The 6,158-nt window shown below is 63.7% G+C and carries 5 protein-coding genes; 4 read left to right on the top strand and 1 reads right to left on the bottom strand.

The genetic code is table 11. The features are described 5' to 3' along the window. Positions 1-301: 301 nt before the first annotated feature. The gene (locus L0B83_RS14585; RefSeq protein ID WP_234759181.1) at positions 302-1,711 is read left to right on the top strand and encodes an amino acid permease; all 1,410 of its coding nucleotides are present in this window, start codon (positions 302-304) and stop codon (positions 1,709-1,711) included. Positions 1,712-2,209: 498 nt separating this feature from the next. Continuing rightward, positions 2,210-3,424, top strand: coding sequence for a benzoate/H(+) symporter BenE family transporter (locus L0B83_RS14580; RefSeq protein WP_234759180.1), 1,215 nt, complete (start codon positions 2,210-2,212; stop codon positions 3,422-3,424). A gap of 24 nt (positions 3,425-3,448) precedes the next feature. On the opposite strand, the gene zapE is transcribed toward L0B83_RS14580, so the two are convergent. Next, positions 3,449-4,486: a cell division protein ZapE gene (gene zapE / locus L0B83_RS14575; RefSeq protein ID WP_234759179.1), complete on the bottom strand. Its 1,038-nt coding sequence runs from the start codon at positions 4,484-4,486 to the stop codon at positions 3,449-3,451. Between the two features lie 210 nt (positions 4,487-4,696). Between zapE and L0B83_RS14570 the strand changes: the two genes are divergently transcribed. Continuing rightward, complete coding sequence (locus L0B83_RS14570) at positions 4,697-5,620, top strand: sulfurtransferase (protein WP_234759178.1); 924 nt, start codon at positions 4,697-4,699, stop codon at positions 5,618-5,620. 73 nt (positions 5,621-5,693) lie between these two features. Then, a complete protein-coding gene (locus tag L0B83_RS14565) occupies positions 5,694-6,149 on the top strand; it encodes a SufE family protein (protein WP_234759177.1) in 456 nt (151 codons plus the stop codon). The last annotated feature ends 9 nt before the right edge of the window (positions 6,150-6,158 follow it).

Below are 6,158 nucleotides of genomic sequence, written 5' to 3'. Positions count from 1 at the left end.
GCCAAGGTGGATGTCGCGAGTTCGAATCTCGTCGTCCGCTCCAGTTCCACAGCCAGCGCAGCTGGCCAGGGCAATGCGCCGTTCAAGCAGCTCCACAAGAGCTGCTTTTTTTGTGCCCGCAGTCGGTCACCTAGCTCGCTCCGGGGTACGGTCGGAATCATCGATTAATCTAATCAATATTCCTCAGCAAAATTCACTTTATCCAATGTGATTGGCATCGCATACTTTTCTTCAGGCCTATTCGTTTACCGCCACACAGCAGGAGCAATCCGTGACCCAACAAACCCTCGTCCGCTCGATCATGCGGAAGAAACCCATTGACGACATCGAGGAGGAAAGCAAGCACAGCGGGCTCTTCAAAAGCCTGGGCCTCTGGCAACTGACGGCGATCGGCGTCGGCGGCATCATCGGCGTCGGGATCTTCTCCCTGGCCGGCCTGGTGGCGCACGGAAGCAAAGACACCCCGGGCGTCGGCCCCGCCGTGCTGATCTCGTTCCTCGTCGCAGGCCTTGCCTCGGCGGCCGCGGCACTCTCCTACGCGGAATTCGCCGGCATGATCCCCCGCGCGGGATCGGCCTACACCTACGGCTACGTTGCCCTGGGCGAGGTCATCGGCTGGTTCATTGGCTGGGACCTGCTGCTGGAGTACATCGCGATTGTCGCCGTCGTCGCGATCGGCATCTCCGGGTATTTCGACGCGTTCCTCTCCGGAATAGGCATCCACATGCCCGCATGGATGACCTCGACCTTGGACGAGGGTAAGGGCGGTGTCATCAACCTTCCCGCCATCCTTGTCTGCCTTCTGGTCACCTGGATCCTGAGCCGCGGAACCAAGGCGTTTGGCCGCTTCGAACTCGTGGCGGTGGCGATCAAGGTTGTGCTGATCCTGTTCATCATCGGCCTCGGTGTCTTCTACATCAACACCAACAACTACAACCCGTTCATGCCCAGCGGCTTCGGCCCGGTGCTCGCGGGCTCCGCAACCGTCTTCTTCGCAGTGTTCGGCTATGACGCCATGAGCACCGCCGCAGAGGAAGCCAAGGACGGCAAGAAGCACATGCCCAAGGCAATCGTCCTCTCCCTTGTCATCGCCATGCTTCTTTACGTAGCGGCCACCCTGGTACTCACCGGAATGCAGAACTACAAGGACATCAACCCCACTGCCGGTTTCGCGTCCGCCTTCACCGGAGTCGGTTTGCCCGTCATCGCCACCATCATCTCGGTTTTCGCGGTCCTGTCCATCCTGACCGTGATGCTGACCTTCCTGCTCGGCGTCACGCGCGTCTGGTTCTCCATGAGCCGTGACGGCCTGCTCCCCGGCTGGTTCGCCGCAACCGACAAGCACGGCACCCCGCAGCGCGTCACCTGGATCGCGGGCATCGCTTCGGCGCTGCTCGCCGGGGTCTTCCCCATCAAGGCCGTCGCCGACCTGACCAATATCGGCATCCTTGCGGCGTTCGTGGTGGTGTGCTTGTCAGTCATCATCTTCCGCTACAAGAAGCCCAATGCGCCCCGCACCTTCCGGCTGCCGCTCATGCCGGTGGTTCCCGCCTTCGGCATGCTTGCGTCCGGATTCCTCATGGTCCAGCTCCACTGGGAAACCTGGCTGCGTTTTGTGGTGTGGCTGGTCATCGGACTGGCCATCTACTTCGGCTACGGTCGCAGGCACTCTTTGATGAATCCGGACAGCCCCCGCCTCCAACGGCCGTGACCCGTTCCAACGGCGGGTTGACTTCGCCGTCAAATTAGACCTTGGCACCTCCAGGGTCTCGGGTTAGGATCGGAAACGGAGGAGCGAACTGGCTCCGTGATAGAAGGGAGGTGCCCGTGGGATTATTTGACGATCTGAAGGGCAAAGTTCAGGACCTCGTTGGTGGCATTGATGAAGCCATCAAGGACGGGATCGAATAAACCGCCGATTTTATCGACGACTAGATGCGGTTCAGAAAGCCGCTTCCGAGTTCGTGGACAACCTCGACGGTGACGCTGAAAGGCCTACGGCCTGGACAGCTCCCTCCACCAATGAGGCTCCGTAGCCGGTTTTGCCGGCATGAGCTCCCGAATACAGTTACGTCAACGGGGCACCGGTCCCGCCGCGAGGCGCCGCCGGTGCCCTTGGCGTTTAACTGTGCTGTTTTATCGGTGCCGTTGGCGTCTGGAACGGTACCGCCCGGGCGCGGCAACCAAAGCTCCGGTAACCTCATGGACTATGCCAGCATCACCCGCAAAGACAGGCCAGCCGCACCGCATCTCCGCCTCCGGCCAGCTCTCCCGCCCGCTCGTCGCCGGAATCGTGACCGCGCTGGTAGGTTTCACGTCATCCTTCGCAGTAGTGCTCGCCGGCCTCCGCGCGGTCGGGGCCACCCAGGAACAGGCCGCCAGCGGACTCCTTGCCCTGACCCTCACCTTCGGGCTCGGAGCGCTGTGGCTTTCCTGGCGTTCACGTTTGCCGATCACCCTTGCGTGGTCGACGCCCGGGGCCGCTTTGCTCGCAGGAACAGGAGCGCCCGACGGCGGGTGGCCGGCCGCCGTCGGGGCCTTCCTCATCGCGGGTGTACTCATCGCCCTGACTGGGCTCATTCCCGCGCTTGGCAAGCTGATGGCGAAGATTCCGACCGCCCTCGCCCAAGCGATGCTGGCCGGGGTGCTTTTGTCCCTGTGCCTTGCCCCGTTCAAAGCGTTGGGCACCGCTCCCCTCTTGGTGGCTCCGGTGATTCTGTGCTGGCTGGTCATGATGAAGCTGGCGCCCCGATGGTCGGTCCCTGCCGCGTTGCTGGTGGCCCTCGCGGTCATCGGGATCTACATCGTCGTCAACGGTGTGGACATCCCCGTGAACCGGCTGTTGCCTGAGCTGCACTGGACCACTCCGGCTTTCACGCTCAGCACGGTGGCCGGAATCGCCCTGCCTTTGTTCATTGTCACGATGGCGTCCCAGAACATCCCGGGGGTGGCCGTCCTGAAGTCCTTCGGGTACACCGTCCCGTGGCGCCAGTCGATGCTCGTCACCGGCTCGGGGACCGCGCTCGGAGCTTCCTTTGGCGGACACGCGATCAACCTGGCCGCGTTGAGCGCAGCCCTGGCGGCAGGGGAAGAGGCAGGTGCGGACCGGGGCCGGCGTTGGATCGCGGCTTTCACTTCAGGCCTGGCATACCTCGTGCTGGCCGCCTTTTCCGCCGCGTTGGTGACCCTCGTGGCGGCGGCACCGCCGGGGCTCTTGGAGGCCGTCGCGGGATTGGCCCTGCTGGGCACCCTGGCGTCCGCCATCGCCTCAGCCCTGGCCACTGCCGACGAACGACTGGGAGCCTCCGTGACGTTCCTGATTGCGGCCTCGGGCCTCAGTTTCGCTGGAATCGGCGCGGCGTTCTGGGCGCTTGCCGCCGGGATCCTGGTGCGTTGGGTGCTCAAGGACCGGGAACGCCCCTAGTAGGGCAGGGCGTTCCCCAATCGGTTAGGACGGCTCGTGGTTTTGTCCCTCGCGCGCCAGGGCGGTCAGGCGGGATACGGCGCGGAAGTACTTCTTCATGTACCCGCCGGTCATCATTTCTTCGGTGAAGATTTTGTCGAAGGGCACGCCGCTGGCAAGGATCGGGACATCCTTGTCATACAGGCGGTCGGCCAGCACCACGAAGCGAAGGGCAACGGCCTGCTCGGTTATTGGTTCCACGTCGCGCCACACAACTGCATCGATGCCCGCGATCAGCTTGCGGTAGCGGCTGGGGTGGACACCGGCGAGGTGGTCGATCAGGCCGCGGAAGTCGTCCACGGCCACCGTCTGGCCATCGAATTCGGCATGCATTTGCCGCTTGAGGTCTTCGGTCTTCAAGGGTGCCGGAGCCGCGGGCAAGCCGCGGTGACGGAAGTCTTCCCCGTCGATCCTGACCACATCGAACTGGTCCGCAAGGACCTGGATCTCCCGCTGGAAGTCGACGGCGGCAAAGCGGCCGTCCCCGAGTGAACCGGGCAGGGTATTGGACGTGGCAGCGAGCTTCACACCGGCGTCGGACAATTCACGCATGAGGCGGGACATCAGCACCGTGTCGCCCGGATCGTCGAGCTCAAATTCGTCAATGCAGACGAGCTTGTAGCTGCTCAGGGCCTCCACGGTCTTCCGGAAGGACAGGGCGCCCACCAGGTTCGTGTACTCCACGAACGTCCCGAACGCTTTCGGCCCCGGAGCCGAGTGCCACAGGGAAGCCAGCAGGTGGGTTTTTCCGACGCCGAATCCACCGTCGAGGTAGATGCCGGCCCTGCTGTTGACCTTCTTGCTGAAAAGGCGTTTGAACAGGCCGTCTCCGTCGCCGGCTCCCACGGTCGCCCCGAACGCTTCCAAGGACTTGACCGCTGCCGCCTGGCTGGGCTGGTTCGGGTCGGGCCGGTAGCTCTTGAAGGACACCTCGCCGAACCGTGGCGAAGGGTAGAAACCCTTGAGAATCTCATCCGTTGAGACCGCCGGCGTGCGCGCGGCGAGCTGTTCGATCTGTACCAAAGCGGTCCGTTCTTCGTGTCGTAAGTCCTCAGCAAGAATACCGGCAATGCCAGGCCAGGGACGGACAGGTGATGAAGGCCATATTTCACCATATGAACGGGGAGGAGCTTTAGTCCCCAGCCATCGATACTGTGGGACTAAAGCCCGGGCATGACGTGCCGCCCGGTGCCACCCGGTGTCAGTGAAAGTGTCAGTGAAAGGCCATACCCAATGTCCTACCCCGTTGAACAGAATGAGAAGTTCGCCGCGTACGCCCACCCCGAACGTCTGGTGTCCACCGAATGGCTTGCCGCCGCCCTTGAAGGCGGAGCGCTCGGCGACGGCAAGCTGGTCGTTGTTGAATCCGACGAAGACGTCCTGCTGTACGAGACCGGCCACATTCCGGGAGCAGTCAAGATCGACTGGCATACGGACCTGAACGATGAGGTCACCCGGGACTACGTCGACGGCGAAGCCTTCGCGGCCCTGGCTGCCGCCAAGGGCATCTCCCGGGACACCACCGTGGTGATCTACGGTGACAAGTCCAACTGGTGGGCCGCTTACGCCCTCTGGGTTTTCACGCTCTTCGGCCACGAGGACGTCCGGCTCCTGGACGGCGGCCGCGACAAGTGGATCGCCGAGGGCCGCGACCTCACCACCGATGTCCCCCAGCCCGCCCCGGGCGAGTACCCCGTGGTCGAGCGGAACGACGCCCCGATCCGTGCCTTCAAGGATGACGTCCTGGCCCACCTCGGCAAGCCGCTGATCGACGTCCGTTCTCCCGAGGAATACACCGGCCAGCGGACGCACATGCCTGCCTACCCCGAAGAGGGTGCCCTGCGTGGCGGCCACATTCCCACCGCAGCGTCCATCCCGTGGGCCCGCGCCGCGGCCGCAGACGGCACGTACCGTGACCGCACCGAACTTGAGGGCCTCTATCTCGGCGAAGCGGGCCTCACCGAGGGCGACGACGTCATTGCCTACTGCCGGATCGGCGAGCGGTCCAGCCACACCTGGTTCGCCCTGAAGTACCTGCTTGGTTTCGATAACGTCCGCAACTACGACGGTTCCTGGACCGAGTGGGGCAACGCGGTGCGCGTCCCGATCGCCAAGGGTGCCGAGCGCGGCTCCGTTCCCGCACTCGCCGGGAAGTGACCGGAACCTTCTGTGCCGCACCATATGACGCGATCCTGTCCGGTCCGGCCGGGACGTGCGTAAGCTGGAAGTGATGAGTACTAACACTTTGCCCGCCGCATTGGCGGAAATTGTCGATGACTTCCAGGCGCTCACGGAGCCCGACCGCCTTCAGCTGTTGCTTGAGTTCTCGCGCGGCCTCCCGGCTTTGCCGGATCGGCTGCTGGACCACCCTGAACTGCTGGAGCAGGTGGTGGAGTGCCAATCGCCGCTGTTCCTGACCATTGAACAGGAAAGGAATTCCGACGGCGTCGCGTACAGGCTGTTCTTCAAGGCGCCGCCGGAGGCACCTACCACGCGGGGGTTCGCCGGCGTTCTGCACGAAGGACTGGACGGGCTGACCGCCGCGGAGATCCTGGCGGTCCCGGATGACATGCCGGAACTGCTGGGCCTCACACGGGCGATCACTCCCCTGCGCATGCGTGGCATGACGGCCATGCTGGGACGGATCAAACGCAAGGTCGCCGCAGCCGACCGCTTGTTGTCCTGATCCGGGACA

The organism is Arthrobacter alkaliphilus (genome assembly GCF_021483235.1).
GTDB lineage: Bacteria > Actinomycetota > Actinomycetes > Actinomycetales > Micrococcaceae > Arthrobacter > Arthrobacter alkaliphilus.
The sequence above is the reverse complement of the archived record's forward strand: the minus strand, read 5'-3'. Positions and strand labels throughout refer to the sequence as shown.